Raw genomic sequence first — 17,991 nt, 5'->3', positions numbered from 1 at the left:
GCTCACCTGTTCGGCCCGCACAATCCCGTGCCTGCCGCGAAATTGTGGGCGATGAGGTCAGTAGTGTCGATGGAATGCACAGTGAATCGCAGCGATCGAAGGTCGAGCCGTTCCACGTGATGGATGTGTTCGCCGCGGCGGCCGAGCGGGCGCGTACTCACGGTGATGTGCTGTCGCTCGCCGCAGGTCAGCCGTCGACCAGGGCACCCGAGCCGGTGTTGCGCGCCACCCGAGACGCGCTGGATTCGCATCTGCTCGGGTACACCGAAACACTGGGCATTCTGCCGCTACGGCAAGCGATCGCGGAATACCACAGCACGCGGTACGGCATCACCGTCGATGCCGACGACGTAGTGATCACCACTGGGTCGTCGGGCGCATTCACGTTGTTGTTCCTCGCGGCGTTCGACGCGGGGGATACCGTCGTCATGGCCAGGCCCGGGTACCCGGCGTATCGAAACACTTTGGCGGCGTTGGGCTGTCGCGTCGTCGAACTGGATTGTGTGGAGGAGACACGGTTCCAGCCCACCGTGGCGATGCTCGACGAGCTACCGGAGCCGCCTGCCGGGCTCATCGTCGCCAGTCCGGCCAATCCCACCGGCACGATCATCGACCCCGACGAGCTGGCCGCCATCGCACGCTGGTGCGACGAGCACGGAACCCTGTTGATCTCCGACGAGATCTATCACGGCATCTCCTACGGCGACTCGCACACGTCGAGCGCCTGGGAGACGTCGAAGGAATCCGTCGCCATCGGATCGGTGTCGAAGTACTTCTCGATGACCGGATGGCGGCTGGGGTGGATGCTGCTGCCGACCCGATTGCGTAGGGCCGTCGAACGATTGGCGTCGAACATGACGGTCTGCCCGCCGGCGATTTCGCAGGTGGCGGCTATTGCGGCGTTCACCGAAGAGTCACGCCGAGAGCTTGATTCGCACGTCGAGCGGTACGCCGTCAATCGCAGGATCCTGCTCGACGGTTTGCCCGCGTTGGGTATCACCGATCTGGCTCCGGCCGATGGTGCCTTCTACGTCTACGCCGACATCGCGCATCTCACCGACGACTCGCGTGGTTGGTGCGCCCGAGTGCTGGCCGAGACCGGTGTCGCGTTGGCACCCGGCGTCGACTTCGACACCGTCCGTGGGAACCACACGGTGCGATTCTCGTTCGCGGGCACCACGTCCGACGTCGAAGAAGCGTTGGAGCGACTACGTCGCATGTGAATGGAAACTCGTAGCAGCTTACGAGGCAGGAGTGGAGCCTGCGGAACGACAGGAAAGCGCTGCGCTCACATGCGGCGCAGCCGCTCCAGTACCTCGTCGATGTCGGCGGCGGATACGTCGCGATGCGTCACGAAGCGCACCTTGCCGGCGACGGTGACGGCGGCGATGCCCCGATCTGCCAGCTCGGTCACCGTCCGAACAGGATCGGCGACGGCGGCGAGCACGATGTTCGTCTGGGGTTCCGCGACCTCCCAGCCCCGTTCACGAAGGCCGCGTGCCAGCGTCGAGGCATTTGCGTGATCCTCGGCGAGATCGCCGATTCGATCCAGGGCGACGAGCCCTGCCGCAGCGAGCACGCCACCCTGACGCACGCCGCCGCCCAACATCTTTCGCACACGTCGGGCCTCATGGATTCGCGCCGCATCGGAGACGAGCATCGAGCCGACGGGTGCACCGAGCCCCTTGCTCAGGCATACCTGCACCGTGTCTGCGCCGGCGGTCAACGACGCGATCGGAACATCCAGTGCCACCGCGGCATTCCACAGCCGAGCCCCGTCGAGGTGAATTCTCAACCCCGAGTCACGTCCGGCAGCAACGAGTTCCGCCCACTCGTCCGGTCTTAGCACGGCACCGCCGGAAAAATTGTGTGTGTTCTCGAGCGAGAGCAATGTGGTCCGCAAGGCGAAGTACGGTCCGACGCCGCCGGCTGCCGCACGCACCGTCGACGCAAGGGGGCGTCCGGGGCCACCGTCGTGGGGAAGTGCTTCGGGCATTCCGCCCGCCAACCATGCTGCGGTGCCGAGCTCGGAGCCCAGGACGTGCGCGTGCTCGGGGGCCAGGAATCGATCGCCGCGCTGCAGATGGAGCATCAGCGCGATGATGTTGCCCATCGAACCGGACGGCACCCACAGCGCCGCCTCGAAGCCGAGCAGATCCGCCACTCTTTCCTCGAGCGCCGCCATCGTCGGATCGTGATCGAGGACGTCGTCGCCCACTTCGGCGTCGGCCATTGCTTGTCGCATGATCGAATCTGGTCGGGTGATGGTGTCGGAGCGAAGGTCGATAGGTCGATGAGCCACGAACACTGACAATTCCATAGCGCGAAAGCAGTCCGACGAACGGCTGCGAGCTGGCACGATGACTGGAATGTCCGCAGGTCCGACCGAGTCGCAGCACAAGGTGTCGGGTGCGACTCCGAAGGGAGTGCGCCGCCGCCACGCTCTGGCGTCGGCGGCTGCAGACCTGCTGGTCGAGGGTGGATTCGACGCGGTTCGGCACCGGTCGGTGGCCGCTCGCGCCGGACTGCCGTTGGCGTCGACCACCTACTATTTCGAGTCGCTCGGCGACTTGGTGGCCGCGGCGGTCGACGTCGTCGGGACCCGCGAGATCGACGTCATGCGCGGACGTATCGACGACGAGGGCAAGTGCTCGCAGAAGATGGAGTCGACCGTCGACCTCATCGTAGACCTGCTGATCGGGCCGCAGGGCGGCCACGAGCAACTGGTCGCGCGATACGAGCGGTTCATCGCGTCGGCTCGGCATCCCGAACTGCGCGAGGTGCAGTTGAGGCTGCGCGCCCAGATCGACGACCTGCTGACCGATGTGCTGCGGCGATCGGGGCGCACGGTGCAGGAAGAGCAGCTACGACGACTCGTCGCAGTGGTCGACGGTGCAGTGGTGGGCGCGCTCAGCGAAGTGGATCCCGATCCGCGCGAAATGGCGCGCAGCATGCTGTTGGCCGTCATCGACATCGTGGCACCAGCGGAACAGGTGTCGGCCGATTGACTCCGGCCCCCTCAGGTCGGAGGCAATCAGGCCGGCGTGTTCAACCCGAAGTCGTTCTCGCCCGAGTCTGCGTCTCGGATCGTCGGCACCTCGCACACACCGTCCTCGCAGACGGGGCCGCGGTCGTCGCCGACCATCTCCAAGTCGCCGACCATCTCCAAAGGGCCACTCATGAGCCGGTAGCGGCCTTCTGCAGGACGTCGGCGAACACCGACGATTCCTGCGCGCCCGACACACCGAGGCGACCGTCGATCACGAAGAACGGCACACCACTGATCCCGTAGGCGATGGCCTGCTCCTTGTCCGCGCGCACGGCGGGCAGGTATTCCTCGGACTTCAGCGCCTCGACCACCTCGTCACGATCGAGCCCGATCTCCGCGGCCAGGTCGGCGAGGTCGTCGACGCGTCCGACGTGGCGGCCCTCCTCGAAGTAGGCCGCCAGCAGCCGTTCCTTCATCTCGACCTGCTTGCCCTTCGACTTGGCGAAGTGCAGGAGTTCGTGCGCCTTGACGGTGTTGGTGTGCTGCACGGCGTCGAAGTCGTACGCGAGCCCCTCGCCTGCGGCCAGCTCGGTCATCTGCCCCAACATCTGCGTGACCTGGGCGGCCGGCATGCCTTTGTGGGAGACGAGGAAGTCGACTTCGGTGCCGTCGAAGTCGACCGGTGTGTCGGGTGCCAGCTCGAACGAGTGGAACTCCACCTCGAGCGTCCCGCCATCGGCGATGAACTCCGCAGCACCTGCCTCGAAACGGCGCTTACCGACGAAGCACCACGGGCACGCGATGTCGGACCAGATGTCGACCTTCACTGTTCGGCTCACGGCGGCTGCAACATCGGAATGCGGTGCGGTTATTCCACGCTGCGGCGATGCTCGGTCTGACGGCCGAATTCGAGTCCGACCTCATCCGAGACCGACAACTGGGCCACGTAAGCTGGATGCTCGTGAGCATCCCGAATGTCCTGGCCACCCGTTACGCAAGCCCCGAACTGGTGGAGCTGTGGTCTCCGGAATACAAGATCACGCTCGAACGGCAACTGTGGATTGCTGTGCTGCGCGCACAGTCCTCGCTCGGAGTCGACGTGCCCAACGCGGCGATCGCCGATTACGAAGCTGTCGCCGACCAGGTCGACCTGGCATCGATCGCCGAGCGGGAACGCGTCACCAGGCACGACGTGAAGGCTCGCATCGAGGAGTTCAACGCCCTCGCCGGTCACGAGCACATCCACAAGGGGCTCACCAGCCGCGACCTGACCGAGAACGTCGAGCAGCTGCAGATTCTGCGTTCGCTCGAACACGTCCACACGCACGGTGTCGCCGTGGCGAAGCGGTTGGCCGAACGCGCCGCCGAATACTCCTCCCTCGTCATGGCCGGCCGTAGCCACAACGTCGCCGCCCAGGCCACCACGCTGGGTAAGCGCTTCGCGTCGGCCGCCGACGAGCTGCTGCTCGCGCTGTCCCGGTTGCAGGAACTGATCGCGCGTTACCCACTGCGCGGTATCAAGGGCCCGATGGGCACCTCGCAGGACATGCTCGACCTGTTCGGCGGAGACTCCGCGAAGCTGGTCGCACTCGAGCGCATCGTCGCTGATCATCTCGGCTTCCGGCACACGCTCACCAGCGTCGGCCAGGTGTATCCCCGCTCGCTCGATCACGAGGTCGTGTCCGCGCTGGTCCAGGTGGGTGCCGGGCCGTCGTCGTTCGCACACACCGTCCGTCTGATGGCGGGCCACGAGCTGGTCACCGAGGGCTTCCAGCCCGGCCAGGTCGGGTCGTCGGCGATGCCGCACAAGATGAACACGCGCTCGTGTGAACGCGTCAACGGCTTGCAGGTGGTGCTTCGCGGCTACGGATCGATGGCCGCCGAGCTCGCCGGAGCGCAGTGGAACGAGGGCGACGTCTTCTGTTCCGTCGTGCGTCGCGTCGCGCTGCCCGACGCGTTCTTCGCCATCGACGGTCTCATCGAGACCTTCCTGACCGTGCTCGACGAGTTCGGCGCGTACCCCGCCGTCATCGCCAAGGAACTGGATCGCTACCTGCCGTTCCTCGCGACGACCAAGGTGCTGATGGCGGCCGTACGTGCAGGCGTCGGCCGCGAGACCGCGCACGAGGCGATCAAGGAACACGCCGTCGCCGTCGCGTTGGCCATGCGTGAGCAGGGACTCGAGCCCGACCTGCTGGATCGGCTGGCTGCCGACGACCGACTGCCGCTCGACCGCGCTGAACTCGATGCGGCGCTGGCCGACAAGACGGCCTTCGTCGGTGCAGCGGACGCACAGGTCAGTGCGGTCGTCTCGGCCGTGGAGCGGCTGATCGCGAAGTTCCCGGCCGGTGCGGCCTACAGCCCGTCGCCGATTCTCTGAGTTCTCTGTTGTGAGTGGAAACTCGTAGTGGGCTACGTGTTCAGTCCGGGGACATATGAGACACGAGATGTCCACGGACATGTGACACACGGGCTGTGATGATGCTGCGGGGCACTGTGACCGGCTATGGAGTAATCCATGGCCAGATCGGATGCCCGGATGAACCTGCTCGACGCCACCTTGACCGCATGGATCATCGAGGGAGCCGACGTCTTCGACGAACGAGGCCTGTCAGGCTTCTGCGCCGATCACGGGCTCTCCCGCAGTACCGCCAACCGTCACGCCGCCCGGATCCGAGAACGGGGCCGGTGGGAACTCGACTCCCGCCGGCCCCGCTCGAGCCCGGCACGCACCCCCGACGCTGTCGAAGCCCGCATCATCGCGCTCCGCGGCGAATTGGGCCGCGACAACGGTGCCGACAACATCCGCTACGAGCTGACCAAGATTGCCGCCGAACATGATTGGGCCGGCAAAGGCTGGAAGGTCCCGGCCCGATCGACCATCAACAACATCCTCACCCGCCACGGCCTGGTGACCCCGGAACCCAAGAAGCGACCCAAATCGTCCTACCGCCGATTCCAATACGCCCGACCCCGTGACTGCTATCAGATCGACGCCACCGAAGTCGTACTCGCCGGCGGCGGGAAAGCCACCGTCTTCGAGGTTCTCGACGACTGCACCCGCACCCTCGTCGCGACGTACGTCTGCCACGCCGAGACCACCGCCGGAGCCATCACCGCCATCGGCAGAGCGTTCACCGACTACGGAGTACCGGCAATCGTGTTGTCCGACAACGGAATGGCATTCTGCGCGACCGCGTCGAAGGGCCGCTCGAAGTTCGGCGCGTTCGTCACCGGGTCCGGTGCCAGGCTCATTCACTCGAGCCCGTACCACCCGCAGACCAACGGCAAAGTCGAACGCCACCACCGCACCTTCAAACAGTGGCTCACCGACCAACCCACCCGGCCCGCCACGACCGCCGAGTTGCAGACATCGTGCAATCGGTACCAGACGTTCTACAACAACGACCGCCGCCACAGTGCCGTGAACATGCCCCCGCAGCAGGCATGGAACGGCGCTGCAACCTTGGGCGGTCCGCAGCACCTACCCGCCCAGGTCGACGCCACAGTCGGTACCCACTCCGTCTCCGGCTCCGGCGTGATCTCCGTCGGCGACCACACGATCTCGGTCGGACGGTCCCACGCTCACAGTCGCGTGACCGTCCTGCGCGACGGCAACCACATCACCACCTACACGGCCAGCGGAGAAGTCCTCGGCCATTTGCACTTGAACATCGACAAGCGCTACCAAGGACAACTCCACCGCCCCGCAGCCTAGAATCGTGTCTCACATGTATCGAGACACCCGTGTCCCGCATGTATCAAGACAGCACACGTAGTGGGCTACGAGTTTCCACTCACATCAGGACGTCCGGCAGGTCTGCGACGGAGTCGATCACGTGATCGGGTTCCATCGCGAATTCGTCGGTGATGCGTCGATCGAGCACGTCCTGACGGAACTTTCCGGTGCGCACCAGAACACCGGTCATGCCGACGACCTGGGCGGCGAGGACGTCGTTGTCGAGGTCGTCGCCGACCATGACGACGTCGTCCGGGTCGACGCCCATCCGCTCGGACGCCGTGCGGAAGCCCAGGGGAGCGGGCTTGCCGATGGCTTTCGCGGCGTGTCCGGACGCTTGCTCCATCCCGGCGAGGTACATGCCGGTGTCGATGCGCAACCCGCCACCGGTACTCCACATCAACGATCGATGCATCGCGACGACGGGAATGCCGCGACACAGCCAGTCGTAGACGCGGCTGAGCCGTTCGTGCGTGAACTCCGGGCCGGCACCGCCGACGACCACGACATCCGGATCCCCGGACGACTCGTCGACGAATTCGATGCCCGGCATATCGGCCGCGATCTCGCCGTTGTTGATCATGACCACCCGAGCATCCGGGTAGTTCTCGCGTAGATGATCCGCGGTGAGCGACGCGGCGGTGACGATCTCGTCGGAATGGACGTCGAGTCCGACGTCGCGCAATGCCGCTGCTATCTGCTCGCGCGTCTTCGAGGTCGTGTTGGTCAGGAACGCGCGTGCAATGTCGTTGTTGTCCAGGTACTTCAGCGTCGCGGCTGCTCCGGGTACCGCCTGCCACGACGTGACGAGTACGCCGTCGATGTCGAAGAGAACCCCGCCGATGCTCATCGGCAAACAGTAGTCGGGTCGAGTCAGTCGTGCAGTTTCAGCAGTCGCGGTGTCGTTCGTGCAGTCTGCGCTCACGCCTAGGCTCGATGCCGTGAACCCCTACACGATTTTCTCCGAGATCATTGCCGGGACCGCCGAGGCGTCGCGCGTCCACGAGGACGACACCGCGATCGCGTTCATGGACATCAGGCCTCTCACCACCGGGCATGTGCTCGTGGTGCCCAAGCAGCAGTATCGGACGCTGGCCGAGTTGCCGCCCGAGGTCGGTGCGCATCTGTTCGTCGTCGGGCAGAAGGTGGCTGCCGCTGTGCGAGCGAGCAATCCACGCGTCGCCGGGGTGAACCTGTTCCTCGCCGACGGCACGGTGGCAGGTCAGGAAATCTTCCACGTGCATCTGCACGTCATCCCGCGCATGATCGGCGACGGATTCGGCCTGCGGGCTCGGCCGTCGTCGCCGCATCGATCCGAACTCGACCGACTGGCGGCGGAGATCGCGGCCGCCCTGTAGTGATGACGAACGAACACAGAACGGGACCACCGGCAGCGATCGCCGATGGTCCCGTGGGTGTGCTCGATACGACTACTCGGCAGTGACCTTCTGCGCCTTGGACAGTGCGTCGGCGTAGACGTCGATGGTGTTGGTGTAGCGGCTGTAGCTCTTGTTGGCGCCGTAGTCCCACAGCACCATCTGTTGCTTCTCGACGGCGGAGATGGTGTCGAAGCCGGGGTAACGGCTCGGGATGTCGGCAAGCTTCACGTCGGATGCGTTGGCAACGTCGTGGTAGACGAACGCGACATCGGCATCGACACTCGACACGTTCTCCCAGGACACCTTCTTCCAGTAACCGTCGTCGGTGCCGTCGGGGGTGTACATCTTCAGGCCCCAGCTTTCGTAGTCGCTGAAGTCGGGATCCGCCGACGGGTCGAGTACGTAGGCGACGTCGAGGGGCCAGACTCCGACTCCGGTGAGGTCCTGACGTTCGGACGCAACCTTCTTGAAGTTGGTGACAGCAGCGTCGTAGTCGGACTTGATGTCTGCCAGCTGTGGGGTGTCGAGGTCGACGCCGAGCGACGACGCCAACCCGGCGTAGTTCTCGATGGTCTTCGCGGTCGACGTCGTGTCCAAGGTGACCCCCAGGGTGGGAGCGATCCGATCGATCGTGTCGGCCTTGGACGAATCGGCCGTCGTGGTCAACTTGCCGAACTGGCCGAATCTCGGGTTGAACTCACCGATGACGAGATCCGGGTCCAGGCTGGCGGCTTTCTCGAAATCGAAGGTGCCCCAGGTCTCGCCGACCGATTCGATGCCCGTCAGATCGGAGCAACTCAGAATCGGGCTGGTCCCCATCGGCGTCGTCGACCAGATGGCGATCGGCTTGATTCCGTACGACATCAGCGCAGCGGCGGATTCCTCGTCGGCGATGATTCTGGTCGGTTGTGCATCGAGGGACACGGTCCGTCCGCGGCCGTCGGTATATGTGAACGGTCCGGACGCTCGGTCGACCGAATCGACGCGGTCGTTCGCACTGCACGCGGCGGGGTTCGCGTTCAGGTCGACGGCCTGGCTGCCGGCGTCCTCGGTGTCGGTGGTGCCGCTGCTGCACGCGGCAGCAGCGAGAAGCACGAGAACCGCTATGCCTCCGGTGAGGGCGCGGGGTGCGGAGCCGAATCTGCTCGAAATCGGTGTCACGTGTCTGCTTTCGTCGAGGCCGAGATGGCCGATGTCGAGTGGAGCGCCGTTCTTCCTGGTGTCGAGGTAGGGGCCGAGGGCACCCTCCTCGCGGTAGCCCACAGATGCTAGCCTCCTCAGGGTCGACTAAGCGAGGGTAGCCTTTCCTTATGGACTGGCTCTGGATATCGCCTGGTCGCGCGCATACGCAACACAGTCGATCGAAGGGGACTCACCGAATGGATCAGCGGGGAATCGGACGGGACGAACTGCGGGCGGTGGTTGCAGAACTGATCGGTGCGGAACCCGGGGCTGTGTCGATGGACGCGGATCTGTTCCAGCTGGGTCTCGAATCGATCGTTCTGATGCGGTTGGTCGGGAGATTCCGCAAGCAGGGGTCGACGGTGACGTTTGCCGAGCTCGCTGCGCAGCCGAACATTTCTGCCTGGTCCGAACTGATCGGTGGTTCGGCCGAATCGAGTTCCCGAAACCCGGAGCGACAATCGACGCTGGTCGAACCGGACACGTCGGAGTTCGATCTCGCACTGTTGCAGCACGCCTACTGGATCGGGCGCAGTGCCGAGCAACGGTTCGGCGGGGTCGCACCGCACCTCTACACCGAATTCGACGGCGAGGCAGTGGATCCCGATCGACTACGTGCGGCGCTCGATGCCGTCGCACAACGGCACGAGATGTTGCGGGCCCGGATTTCGGACAACGGGCAGCAGCGCATCGAACCGACCTCGGGGTGGCGCGGGTTGACGGTCCACGACCTACGATCCGAGTCCGACCCGACCGACCGCCTCGAAGAAACGCGGCTCCGTCTGACCCACCAGATGCTCGATATCGAAGCGGGCGAGATGTTCTCGGCCGATCTGTCGCTCCTGCCGAACGGTCGCACGCGTCTGCACCTGGACATCGACATGATCGCCGGCGACGCAGTGAGTTTCCGTATTCTGGTTGCAGACCTGGCGCGGGCCTACGACGGCGATCCCCTCCGGGCAATCGAGTACAGCTATTCGCGGTACCTCGCCGACCGGCCGCTCGATCGACGCAGCGCCCGTGCTCAGGCCGAACGCTACTGGTCCGAGCGCCTCGACTCACTGCCCGGAGCGCCGACTCTTCCGTTGCTGGAACATGATTCGGGTGCTCCGGTAGCATTGCGTCGGGCATTTCATCTCGACTCCGCGGCATACGGCGATCTCCAGACGCACGCCAGAGCCCACGGAGTCACCCCGGCGGTGGCAGTGGCCACGGCGTTCGCCGAGGTGATCGGTGCCTGGTCTCGCGAACAACGGTTTCTGCTCAACGTGCCCATGTTCGATCGCGCTCCGACGCATCCCGACGTCGAGAATCTCATCGGTGACTTCTCGTCGTCGGTCATGCTGGAAGTCGATCTGAGCGAGCCGCTCTCGTTCGTCGAACGTTCCCGTCGGATCCGGTCCCGACTGCACGAAGACGCCTCGCACGCCGACTATTCCGGGGTCGAGGTGCTGCGCGACCTCGGTCGCCGTCGAGGAGAGCCGGTGCTGGCTCCCGTCGTCTTCACGAGCGCGCTCGGTTTGGGCGAGTTGTTCGACGCTCGCGCGCGGCAGGTCTTCGGTGATCCGGTGTGGATCATGTCGCAGGGGCCGCAGGTGGTTCTCGACGCGCAGATCACCGAACTCGACGGTGGCGTGTTGGTCAACTGGGACATACGCGAGAACGAGTTCCTCCCAGGAGTTCCCGACGCGATGTTCGACGCGTTCGAGACGCTGGTTCGCGCACTCGTGGTCGACGGTGACTCCGTGTGGGCGGAGCCTGTGGGTCAGCTGGTTCCACCGCGTCAGCTGATGTCGCGAACTCCGTCAGCCGATGTACCCCGAACGGACGCGTCGCAGTCGGCCGGGAACGAGACTCTGCACCGCGCCTTCTTCGATCGCGCGTCGCAGCATCCCGACGCGGTGGCGCTCGAGTGGGGCGAGAACGAGTCGATGACGTACGGCGATCTGTGTGACCGGGCACTGAGAGTTGCTGGGGCACTGAGGGACCGAGATATGACAGTGGGCGACACGGTGGGGGTGACGCTGCCGAAGGGTCCCGATCAAGTGGTCGCAGTTCTCGGTGTGCTCGCCGCGGGCGGGGTGTACGTACCGATCGGCGTCGACCAACCGTCGAGCCGTGCTGCGCTGATCGCCCGAAAAGCGGGGTTCACGGTGACGATCGGCGGATCGGGCGACGACGGTCTCGCGGTGTCCCACGCGATCCTGAGTGAGCCTCGGCCCGCCCCGCACCTCGGCCCCGACACCGCGCCCGCGTACATGATCTTCACCTCCGGCTCCACGGGTGAACCGAAAGGTGTTGTGGTCTCGCATCGCGCCGCGATGAACACGATCATGGATCTGGTCGAACGTTTCGACCTGAACGAGGGCTACCGTCCATTGTGCCTGTCCGAGTTGGACTTCGACCTGTGCACGTTCGACCTGTTCTCGGTGTTCGCGGCCGGCGGTACGGCCGTGCTAATCCAGGAACACGAGCGCAAGGATCCGCAGCGCTGGGCCGCTCTGATTCGTGCGCGTCGCGTCACGGTGATCAGCTGCGTGCCCCCGCTGCTGGACATGATCCTGTCCACCGGTGACGATGTGGGCGGTTCGCTCGAGGTCGTCATGCTCGGCGGCGACAAGGTGAGTATCGACCTTTACCGGCGGCTGACGGCGGCGGTTCCCGGATGTCGGTTCGCCGGACTCGGTGGCGCTACGGAAACCGCGATCCACAACAGCATCTGTGAGGTCGTGGACGTCGATCCGAACTGGCGCACAGTCCCGTTCGGGGTGCCGCTCGCGTCGACGGCTCTTCGGGTGGTCGATGCGCGTGGGAACCAGGTGCCGGACTGGGTGCCCGGTGAGTTGTGGGTCGCGGGCGTCGGTCTCGCCGACGGCTACCTGGGCGATCCCGAGCGTACGAACGAGCGCTTCGTCGAGGCCGACCGCTACCGCTGGTACCGCACCGGAGACCTGGTTCGGTACTGCCCCGGCTCGACGGCCGAGACCGGCTCCATGGTCGAATTCGTGGGCCGTGTGGACAACCAGATCAAGATCAACGGATTTCGGATCGAACTCGGAGAGATCGAAGCGGCACTCACCGCGGATCACGAGGTGGCAAGTGCCGCAGCCGTTGTCGACCGCACCGCAGCTCCGATCCTGCTGGCCGCCGTGGTGCCGACCGATCGAGACGCGGATCCCCGTGAGACGGTAGCGGCCGTGAGGGCCAGGGCCGCCGAGCGTCTCCCAGCGCACATGGTGCCGGAGCAGATCGTGACGGTCTCCGCGCTGCCGCTGACCGTCAACGGCAAGATCGACTCCGCTGCCGTCGTCCGGCTGTGTCGCGCAGCGGGAGAAAGCGAACGGGTCGATGCCCGGATTGCGCCCAGAACTCACCTCGAAAGCGCCCTCGCCCTGATCTGGCAGAAGGTACTCGGGGTCGACGGCATCGGTGTGACGGACACGCTCTTCGCGCTCGGCGGCGATTCCGTCCTGGCGACGACCATCGTCGCCCGCATTCGCGAGTCCTTCGACATCACGTCGGTCACCGTGCGCATGATGTTCGCGGCACCCACCGTGGCCGGGCTCGCGGACCGGATGATCGGCGCAGAAGGTGACGCAGAATTCCTCGAGGCCACCGCCGAGATCTTCCTGTCGGTCGAAGCGATGTCGGAGGACGAACTGTCGGCCGCGCTCGAACACCATTCCTGACCCGCTTCGCATTCCCGGAGGACGAGAATCCATGGTGCAGAACATGACCGAACTTGCCGAGCCGGAAACCGACGTCGACGGTTTCGTGCCGTTCGACGACGAGCGTGCCCGCAGGTACTTCGACGCCGGGTTGTGGCGAGGTGAAACCCTTCCGGAGGTGTTCGCAACGTGGGCGACGCAGTTCGGCCCTTCGAGTACCGTCGTCGACGATCGCACGGAGCTGAGGTACGACGAGCTGCTTCGACGAGTGCGGAGCGTCGCAGCCGGATTCGCCGATCGCGGCATCGAACCGGGCGACCGGGTGGTCGTGCAATTGCCGAACTCCGTGAACTTTGCGGTCGTGCTGTTCGCATTGCTCGAATGCGGAGCAGTTCCGGTGCTGACGCTGCCTGCACATCGCCGACGCGAGATCACCCATCTCGCCGCCACCGCATCGGCGGTGGCGTACGTGATCTCCGATCGGGACGGCGACTTCGACTATTGCGAACTCGCCGATGAGGTCCTCGCGTCGGTGACGAGTGTTCGGCACGTCTTCGTCGACAGTTCCGGACCCGAATCGAACGGCGGCGGGTCCCATACCTCTCTGTCCGCGGTGGCCGGGGTGCCCCGACAGTTTCCGCGCGCCCGGCCGACCGATCCTGCGTTACTGCTGGTCTCCGGTGGCACGACGGGATTGCCCAAGCTGATTGCCCGTACGCACAACGATTACGAATACAACGCCAGGGCCAGTGCGGAGGTCTGCGCTCTCGGTCCCGAGGACGTGTATCTTGCCGTTCTCCCTGCCGCACACAACTTTCCGCTCGCATGCCCCGGGCTGCTCGGTGCCCTCGGGGTAGGGGCAACGGTGGTGTTCTCCGGCAGTGCCAGCCCGGACCACGCGTTCGCGCTGATCGAGAGGTATCGCGTGACGATCACGGCGCTGGTTCCGACGTTGACTCATCTGTGGTGCGAGGCAACGGAATGGGAGGATGCAGACCTGTCCAGCTTGCGGTTGTTGCAGGTCGGGGGAGCGAAGCTGGCACCGGAGGTCGCCAAGCTGGTCGAGCCCGCGCTCGGATGCCGGCTGCAGCAGGTGTTCGGCATGGCCGAAGGACTACTGAACTACACCCGAGCCGAGGACAGCCCGGAACTGGTGATCGGAACGCAAGGCAGGCCGTTGTCCCATCTGGACGAGGTGCGCGTCGTCGATGCGGACGGAAACGATGTATCGCCCGGGGAAGTCGGTGAATTGCTGACGCGGGGCCCCTACACCATCAATGGCTATTATTCTGCGGCAGAACATAATACGACTGCCATCACCCCTGATGGGTTCTATCGCAGTGGGGATCAGGTGCGCGAGCTCGAGTCCGGCCATCTCGTCGTCACCGGTCGCATCAAGGACGTGATCACCCGAAACGGCGAGAACGTCGCGGCCGACGAGCTCGAAGACCTGCTGCTCACCCATCCTGCAGTAGCGCGGGTCGCGGTGATCGGGGTGCCCGATGCCGCTGTGGGCGAAAGTGTCTGCGCAGTCGTGGTGCCGAACGGAAGTGGTCCGACCGTCGCCGACGTGCGGGCCTTCCTGACGGCGGCCGGCTGCGCCGGATTCAAACTGCCCGATCGCGTGGTGACACGAACATCGCTGCCCGTCACCGCCATCGGCAAAGTGGACAAGTCCTTGCTCGTCACACAGTGCACGCAACAGCAGCCGACTCGATGAAGGAACCCATGGATCTCGACGACGTCAGACGTAGGTTGGTGCAGGAGCGGTTGCGGCGTGCCCGAGGCGACGAGGCCGCACCCGAGGCGAGCCGCGGCCCACTCGCAGACGTCGAGTCCACCGAATTCGATTCGTTGAGGGAGCAATTCGGATCGATCGACGACGTCTGGCCACTGTCACCACTGCAGCTCGGGCTCGTCTTCCAGGTAGGTGTCGACGCCGATGCCACCGAGCTGTACACCGTCCGCACCGTCGTCGAGGTCGACCGCGTCCTCGACGACGACAGGATCAGGCGAGCTCTGCAATCGGTCGTCGATACCACCGCGGCGATGCGGACGGCCTTCGTGACGCCGGACGACACCGCGCCGGCCCAGGTCGTACTCTCTGCGGTGCAGGCACCGTTGACGGTGGTGGATCTCCGTGCGTGCCCGGCGAGCGAGGTGGACGATCGATGGAGCCGGATTCTCGCGGACGACCGGGCGCTCTCGTTCGACATCGCTGCGCCGCCACTGTTTCGGGTCACCCTGGTGCACCTTCCCGGAGGGGTCGACCGACTGTTGACCACCTACTGGTTCGGGTGCTTCGACGGCGGATCCTCGGCACTGCTCGTGGCTCGAGTCCTGGAGCAGCACGACGAGAACGGCACGCCCGTTACTACGGACCACGGCTACCGTGAGTATCTGCGTTGGCTGGCTTCTCGCGACCGTGCCGAGTCCGAGCAGGCGTGGCAGCGGTACTTCGGCGATATCGACAGCCCGACCTCGGTGGCTGCGGAGGCCACCCGCGGGGACGGTTCACCCCGCAGGATCGAACGCAGAGTGACGGCAGCGGTGTCCGGCGCGCTGGATCTGCACGCACGTCGATCCGGTTCGACTCTGTTCACGGTTCTCGCAGCGGCCTGGGCGAGTGTGTTGATGCGTGTGGTGGGGCGGTCCGATGTGGTGTTCGGTACCGCCGTCGCCGGTCGGCCCATGGATGTGGCCGGTTCCGACACCGCGATCGGCGCGTTCATCAGCACGGTGCCGATCCGGGTGACGGCAGGTGGATTCGATTCGGCCACCGATGTGGCTGCGCGCGTGCAGGATCAGCGTCTCGACCTGATGCCGCACGACACCCTCGGTCTCGGTGGAATTCAGCAGGCCATCGGTGCGGGGGCTCTGTTCGACACCCTGCTCGTCCTGCGTAACGCTGCCGGGCCTGCGGGACGACAAGAATCGACGTCGGCAGGGAACGAGCGCCGCGTGCGACACATCTCGACCGTCGATGGGTCCGAGTTCCCGGTGTCCATCGCAGTGGATCCCGGCGATGAACTGAACCTGTCGGTGACGTATCTACCCGATTCTGTGGACGACGAGCGTGCCCGATCGCTGCTCGACTCGTTCGCATCGGCACTCGATACCGTTGCAGCGCAGCCCGATCTGCCGATATCGCGCTGGCCGTCTGCCCCGGGCGACATGCCAAGTGTCGTCGAGAACGAGTTCGACGGCCGATCGGAACGACTGCAGGACAACACGATCGCCGAATTGCTCGCCGCACGCGCCGCGGCCGTTCCCGACGACATCGCGTTGGTGTTCGGAGACCGGCGGCTGACCTTCGGCGACCTCGACCGGCGGGTGAACGCCTGCGCACTGGCGCTGCTTCGCCGGGGTGCCGCTCCCGAACGAATCGTGGCCCTCGCTCTGCCGAGATCGGTGGAGATGGTGGTGGCCCTGTTCGCGGTGCTGCGTACCGGTGCCGCGTACCTGCCCCTCGAACTCGACTATCCGACAGAGCGTCTCGACGTCATGTTGGCCGACGCGCAACCGGCCGTTCTGGTGACGACGGTGGACACGGAGAGCCGGGGGTTGGCCACCACCGCCACACGGATGGTCGTCGACTCCCCTGAGGTCGCAACAGAGTTGGCGTACGACATCGACGCGTCGGAAGTCGAGGCGGCCACAGCGTCGGTCGGTTTTGCGTCCGGCACCGTCGGCCGACTCGAGCACCCCGCCTACGTCATCTACACCTCCGGCTCGACCGGAACACCGAAGGGCGTCGTCACTCCGTATCGCGGTCTGACGAACATGCAGATCAATCACCGGAACGAGATCTTCGCTCCCACCGTCGCCGTGGCAGGAGACCGCACCCTGCGGATCGCACACACGGTGTCGTTCTCCTTCGACATGTCGTGGGAGGAGTTGCTGTGGCTCGTCGAAGGTCACGAGGTACACATCTGCGACGAGGAATTACGCCGCGACGGTGAGGCATTGGCTCACTACTGCGAGCAGAACAGAATCGACGTGGTCAACGTGACGCCCACGTATGCCGGACATCTGCTCGATCTCGGACTGTTGGACGAACGCGACGGACATCGAATTCCCCTGGTCTTGCTGGGTGGTGAGGCGGTACCGGATGCACTGTGGAGTCGGCTCGACGGCATCGGCTACAACCTGTACGGGCCTACCGAGTACACGATCAACGCGCTCGGTACCGGAACAAGGGACAGCGTCGGGCCGTCCATCGGTTCGCCGATCCTGGGCACACGTGCGTCCGTCCTGGACCAGTGGCTACGGCCGGTCCCGATCGGTTCGGTGGGGGAGTTGTACCTCTCCGGTGTCGGTCTTGCGCGGGGCTATGTGAACCGATTCGGCGACACGGCAACGAGATTCGTGGCCGACCCCTTGACTCCGGGCGCACGGATGTACCGCACCGGTGATCTGGTTCGGATTCGAGCCGACGGTCTGTTCGACTACCTCGGTCGCGCGGACGACCAGGTGAAGATTCGCGGCTATCGAGTGGAGACCGCAGAGGTCGAACGCGCCGTGGCCGCATGCGAGGGTGTGGTGGGCGCGGTGGTGCGTACGGTGCAGATCGGGAGTGGTACTCGCGCCCTGGCCGCATACATCGTTCCTCGCGACGGCGGTACGACCGACACGTCCGTGCTGTTCGGTTCCATTCGAGACCGGCTGGCAGCGACGTTGCCCGAGTACATGGTGCCGACGTTGTTCGCTGCCCTGGAACGCATTCCGATGACGATCAACGGCAAGCTCGATGTGCGGGCTCTTCCGACCGTCGACGCCGTGGGCGGAGGCACGTTCGTACCGGCCCGAACGCCGGTGGAAACGATGTTGTGCGAGATCGTCGCGGCGGTTCTGGGTGTCGGACGCGTGGGGATCGACGACGACTTCTTCGCGCTCGGCGGCGACAGCATCACCTGCCTGGCCGTGGCATCGCGGGCGCGAAAGGCCTCGATTCCGCTGGCACCGCGTGAGGTGATGCGCAAGCGGACGGTGCGAATGTTCGGGGCGGAGCTCACACCGGACGCCGACGCACGC

12 protein-coding genes and 2 pseudogenes are annotated in these 17,991 nt (G+C 65.3%); 9 read left to right on the top strand and 5 right to left on the bottom strand.

Features of this window, described 5'->3' with window-relative positions; all coding sequences use genetic code 11:
* Positions 1–74: 74 nt before the first annotated feature.
* Entirely contained in the window at positions 75–1,223 is a 1,149-nt protein-coding gene (locus VF34_RS23390; protein ID WP_045842068.1) for a pyridoxal phosphate-dependent aminotransferase, read from the top strand.
* A gap of 65 nt (positions 1,224–1,288) precedes the next feature.
* On the opposite strand, the gene VF34_RS23385 is transcribed toward VF34_RS23390, so the two are convergent.
* Entirely contained in the window at positions 1,289–2,302 is a 1,014-nt protein-coding gene (locus VF34_RS23385; protein WP_231578264.1) for a threonine aldolase family protein, read from the bottom strand.
* A gap of 58 nt (positions 2,303–2,360) precedes the next feature.
* Here VF34_RS23385 and VF34_RS23380 point away from each other — a divergent pair, with 58 nt between their 5' ends.
* A complete protein-coding gene (locus VF34_RS23380; RefSeq protein WP_032367536.1) occupies positions 2,361–3,008 on the top strand; it encodes a TetR/AcrR family transcriptional regulator in 648 nt (215 codons plus the stop codon).
* A gap of 26 nt (positions 3,009–3,034) precedes the next feature.
* Here VF34_RS23380 and VF34_RS25145 read toward each other — a convergent pair whose 3' ends face one another.
* Both VF34_RS25145 and VF34_RS23375 read right to left on the bottom strand, forming a co-directional pair.
* On the bottom strand, positions 3,035–3,181 hold the full coding sequence (locus VF34_RS25145; RefSeq protein ID WP_156158553.1) for a hypothetical protein: 147 nt from the start codon (positions 3,179–3,181) through the stop codon (positions 3,035–3,037).
* Positions 3,178–3,828 (bottom strand): DsbA family oxidoreductase, encoded by a 651-nt coding sequence (locus VF34_RS23375; RefSeq protein ID WP_045842066.1) that lies wholly within the window; start codon positions 3,826–3,828, stop codon positions 3,178–3,180. The genes VF34_RS25145 and VF34_RS23375 overlap by 4 nt, the downstream gene beginning before the upstream one ends.
* A gap of 116 nt (positions 3,829–3,944) precedes the next feature.
* On the opposite strand from VF34_RS23375, the gene purB reads away from it, so the two are divergent.
* Both purB and VF34_RS23365 read left to right on the top strand, forming a co-directional pair.
* Positions 3,945–5,369 carry an adenylosuccinate lyase gene (gene purB / locus VF34_RS23370; protein WP_045842152.1) on the top strand — a complete coding sequence of 475 codons (1,425 nt, stop codon included), beginning with the start codon at positions 3,945–3,947 and terminating at the stop codon, positions 5,367–5,369.
* 138 nt (positions 5,370–5,507) lie between these two features.
* Positions 5,508–6,707: a DDE-type integrase/transposase/recombinase gene (locus VF34_RS23365; RefSeq protein ID WP_231578190.1), complete on the top strand. Its 1,200-nt coding sequence runs from the start codon at positions 5,508–5,510 to the stop codon at positions 6,705–6,707.
* Between the two features lie 79 nt (positions 6,708–6,786).
* Here the strand turns inward: VF34_RS23365 and VF34_RS23360 are convergent, their stop codons facing one another.
* Positions 6,787–7,578 carry an HAD-IIA family hydrolase gene (locus tag VF34_RS23360; protein ID WP_032381794.1) on the bottom strand — a complete coding sequence of 264 codons (792 nt, stop codon included), beginning with the start codon at positions 7,576–7,578 and terminating at the stop codon, positions 6,787–6,789.
* Positions 7,579–7,669: 91 nt separating this feature from the next.
* Here VF34_RS23360 and VF34_RS23355 point away from each other — a divergent pair, with 91 nt between their 5' ends.
* A complete protein-coding gene (locus VF34_RS23355) occupies positions 7,670–8,086 on the top strand; it encodes an HIT family protein (RefSeq protein WP_045842065.1) in 417 nt (138 codons plus the stop codon).
* Between the two features lie 72 nt (positions 8,087–8,158).
* On the opposite strand, the gene VF34_RS23350 is transcribed toward VF34_RS23355, so the two are convergent.
* Entirely contained in the window at positions 8,159–9,370 is a 1,212-nt protein-coding gene (locus tag VF34_RS23350; protein ID WP_045842064.1) for an ABC transporter substrate-binding protein, read from the bottom strand.
* A 116-nt stretch (positions 9,371–9,486) separates the two neighbouring features.
* Here VF34_RS23350 and VF34_RS23345 point away from each other — a divergent pair, with 116 nt between their 5' ends.
* From VF34_RS23345 to VF34_RS25930, 4 genes and pseudogenes are all read left to right on the top strand, one after another.
* Complete coding sequence (locus tag VF34_RS23345; RefSeq protein WP_045842063.1) at positions 9,487–12,978, top strand: non-ribosomal peptide synthetase; 3,492 nt, start codon at positions 9,487–9,489, stop codon at positions 12,976–12,978.
* 43 nt (positions 12,979–13,021) lie between these two features.
* Positions 13,022–14,677: a (2,3-dihydroxybenzoyl)adenylate synthase gene (locus VF34_RS23340; protein ID WP_045842151.1), complete on the top strand. Its 1,656-nt coding sequence runs from the start codon at positions 13,022–13,024 to the stop codon at positions 14,675–14,677.
* A pseudogene (locus tag VF34_RS25935) lies at positions 14,674–16,098 on the top strand (condensation domain-containing protein); the annotation flags it as partial. The gene VF34_RS23340 and the pseudogene VF34_RS25935, both read left to right, overlap by 4 nt.
* Before the next feature lie 78 nt (positions 16,099–16,176).
* Positions 16,177–17,964, top strand: a pseudogene (locus VF34_RS25930) (amino acid adenylation domain-containing protein); the annotation flags it as partial.
* Between the last annotated feature and the right edge of the window lie 27 nt (positions 17,965–17,991).

The organism is Rhodococcus sp. PML026 (assembly GCF_000963615.1).
Classification (GTDB): domain Bacteria; phylum Actinomycetota; class Actinomycetes; order Mycobacteriales; family Mycobacteriaceae; genus Rhodococcoides; species Rhodococcoides fascians.
Note: the sequence above shows the minus strand (reverse complement) of the source record. Positions and strands in the feature narration are given on the sequence as shown.